Raw genomic sequence first — 3157 nt, 5'->3', positions numbered from 1 at the left:
ACCTGAAGCAGCACGGCCGCCCGGCCACGCCCGGCGACCTGGCGCAGCACGCCTGCATCCAGGTGCGTGACATGGCCACCGGCCAGCCGTTCGCCTGGGAGTTCCTGCGCGGCCGCAAGCACCTGAAGGTGCCGACCGCCGGCCGCCTGATGCTGACCGACCCCGGCACGCTGCTCGCGACCTGCCTCGCCGGCACCGGCATCGCGCAGATCAAGGCGATCGGCATCCAGGAGCAGCTCGACCGCGGGCAGCTCGTCGACCTGTTCCCCGACTGGCCCGACGAGCGCTTCCCGCTGTATGCGCTCTACCCGTCACGCCAATGGCCGGCGGCCAAGGTGCGCGCCTTCATCGAGTTCGTCGTCGAGGTGCTGAAGGCTTCGCCGCCGGGATGAGCCCATTGTCGATTTCGCACCGCGCCGATCGTCGTCTGCAGACCCACCACTTCATGCCAGGAGACATCGATGACCCGTTCAGGCACCGGCACCGACGCCGACACCCCCGCCGCGATCCGGCAGCTTCTGCTCCGCTACGCGGAATCCGTCCTCGCCAAGGATGTCGAGGCCTTCGTGGCGCTCTACGCTGCCGACGTGCGGGTGTTCGACATGTGGAACCGCTGGTCCCATGACGGACGCCAGCCGTGGCGCGAGATGGTGCAGGGCTGGTTCGRCTCGCTGCACGACGAGCGCGTCACCGTGGCCTTCAGCGAGGTGCGAACCCGGGTGGCGCAGGACCTCGCCGTGCTGCACGCCTTCGTCTCGTTCGCCGCGATCGACACCGGCGGCGCCACCTTGCGCTCAATGAGCAACCGCATCACGATGGCCCTGGCCCGCCAGGGCGACGACTGGAAAATTGTCCACCAGCACACCTCGGCACCGATCGATGGCGAGACCAAGGCGATCTTCCAGCGCTGAAGGCAGGTCAGAGCTCGTCGATCGCGTTGGCGCGCACGTCGTCGATCGCGAAGCGCTCGTTCGTCGTCACGTAGAAGCTCGCACCGAAGCGGCCCACCGGGTGGTAGTCCTGCAGGCGCACGCGCCAGCGCTCGGCGTCGACCAGGCCGTCGCGCACCGTGAGCCACAGGATGCGGCCGAGGAAGACGTAGCGGCTGTCGGTCTCCAGCGTCTCGTGCAGCACGCACTCGAACGCCACCGGCGCCTGCGCGATGCGCGGCGGCGCGACGCAGCGCGACGGCAGCGCCGTGAGCCCGGCATGGTCGAGCTCGCTCTGGTGCGGCGGCAGCGCGCTGCCGCAGGCGTGCATCTGCGCGCTCATCGCCTCGTCGGTCAGGTGCACGACGAACTCGCGGCTGCGCAGGATGTTGGCCGCGGTGTCCTTCAAGCGGCCGTCGTGCAGCCGGTTGACGCTGATGAACACCAGCGGCGGGTCTTCGCCCAGCATGTTGAACATGCTGAACGGCGCGGCGTTGACGACGCCGTCGGCGCCGAGCGTGGTGACCAGCGCGATCGGCCGCGGCACGATCAGGCTGGCCATCAGCTTGTAGCGCTCGTAGGCGCCGAGCTCGCGGAAGTCGATGTCCATCGGCGCGGTCACGCAAGATCGGTGCCGCGCCGGGCGACTTCACACGAGGCTCACTCCGCCGTCGCCGGCTCGATCACCGAGCGCACCTGCGAGACCCGGTTCGCCGGAAACCCGCCCAGCTCCGCATGGCGGCGCACCGCGGCGGCATCCGGCGCCTGGTAGATGCAGTAGAGGCGGTCGTCGGTCACGTAGCTGTGCACCCACTGGATGCTGGGGCCCATGCTGTTGAGCACGCCGCATGATTTTCGGGATATGGCCTTCAGGTCCTGCGGTGTAAGCTGGCCGGCGCCGGGGATGTCTCTCTCGATCACGAACCTGGGCATGTCGCACTCCTGCGGGGTTGAGGTGTCCCATGCTCCCGAACGGGGCCCGGCACGGTCATCAAGCGCGTCTGAATTCCGCATGAATTCCCGCCGGCGCGCCGCCACCCGAGGAGCGAACCGCCATGCCCGCGCCCACCGTCCTGTACCGCTTCGGCGACTTCGAGCTGCAGCCCGGGCAGCGCCTGCTGCTGCGCCACGGCCAGCCGCTGACGCTCACCGCCCGCGCGTTCGGCGTGCTGGTCGCGCTGGTCGAGCGCGCCGGGCAGCTGGTGTCGAAGGACGAGCTGATGCAGCTCGTCTGGGCCGGCCTCGTCGTGGAGGAGAACAACATCGCGGTGCACGTGGCGCAGCTGCGCAAGCTGCTGGGCGCGCCGGCGATCTCGACCATCGCCGGCTGCGGCTACCGCTTCGCGCTCGAGGTGTCGCGCGGTGCCGCGCAGCCCGCCGTTGCCGGCCGCGAATCCGGCGAATCGGACGAGCCGCCCGGCAACCTGCCGGCCCGCACCCCGGCCCTGATCGGCCGCACGGCCGAGCTGGCCGAACTGGGGGCGCTGCTCGACGCCCACCCGCTGGTGACGGTGTGCGGCGGCCCCGGTGTCGGCAAGACCCACCTCGCGATGGCCGCCGCCGCGCGGCGCCGCGCCCGCCACCGCGACGGCAGCTGGTGGATCGACCTCGCACCGCTGACCGACGGCGCGCAGATCGCCYCGCTGATCGCCGGTACGCTCGGCCTGAAGCCGGTGGCCGGCGAAGACACGCTGGCGGCGCTGGTGCGCAGGCTGAAGCCGCGCTCGCTGCTGCTGGTGCTCGACAACGCCGACCACCTGGCGCCGGAGGTGGCCCGGCTGGCCGGCGCGCTGGTGCAGGCGACGCCGCGCGTGTCGGTGCTGGTGACCAGCCAGGTGCCGCTGCGCGATCCGGCGCACCGGCTGCTGCGGCTCGGGCCGCTCGGCCTGCCACCCGAAGGGGCCTCCATCGACGAGGCCGCGCGCTGCGACGCAGTGCAACTGCTCGCCGAACGCGCGGCCGGCGCCGGCAGCCCGCTGGCCGGCGACGCGCGCAGCATCGATGCCGCCACCGACATCTGCCGCCGGCTCGACGGCAACGCGCTCGCGATCGAACTGGCCGCAGCCCGGCTGCCGGCCCTCGGCCTGGCCGCACTGGCCGAGCGGCTGCAGCAGCGCCTCGGGCTGCTCGCGCCGCTGCCGCAGGTGCCGGCCTCGCGCCAGAACGCGCTCGCCGCGGCGCTCGACTGGAGCCACGGGCTGCTGTCGCCGGCCGAGCAGCAGGTGTTC

General features: G+C 71.8%; 5 protein-coding genes. 3 read left to right on the top strand and 2 right to left on the bottom strand.

Translation table 11 applies throughout. The annotated features are described in order from the left end of the window. A partial coding sequence (locus AC1D12_RS29170) for a substrate binding domain-containing protein (protein WP_477844652.1) occupies positions 1–392 on the top strand: 392 nt, incomplete at its 5' end. A 69-nt stretch (positions 393–461) separates the two neighbouring features. Continuing rightward, positions 462–911, top strand: a complete 450-nt coding sequence (locus tag AC1D12_RS29165) for a YybH family protein (RefSeq protein ID WP_477844650.1) — start codon at positions 462–464, stop codon at positions 909–911. A gap of 7 nt (positions 912–918) precedes the next feature. On the opposite strand, the gene AC1D12_RS29160 is transcribed toward AC1D12_RS29165, so the two are convergent. Then, entirely contained in the window at positions 919–1539 is a 621-nt protein-coding gene (locus AC1D12_RS29160) for a flavin reductase family protein (RefSeq protein WP_477844654.1), read from the bottom strand. Positions 1540–1589: 50 nt separating this feature from the next. Next, positions 1590–1862, bottom strand: coding sequence for a DUF4242 domain-containing protein (locus tag AC1D12_RS29155; RefSeq protein ID WP_047513214.1), 273 nt, complete (start codon positions 1860–1862; stop codon positions 1590–1592). A gap of 122 nt (positions 1863–1984) precedes the next feature. On the opposite strand from AC1D12_RS29155, the gene AC1D12_RS29150 reads away from it, so the two are divergent. After that, positions 1985–3157: winged helix-turn-helix domain-containing protein (locus AC1D12_RS29150; protein WP_477844649.1), on the top strand; the 1173-nt coding region annotated here is incomplete at its 3' end.

This window comes from Rhizobacter sp. P1_G5 (assembly GCF_056405435.1).
Note: the sequence above shows the minus strand (reverse complement) of the source record. Positions and strands in the feature narration are given on the sequence as shown.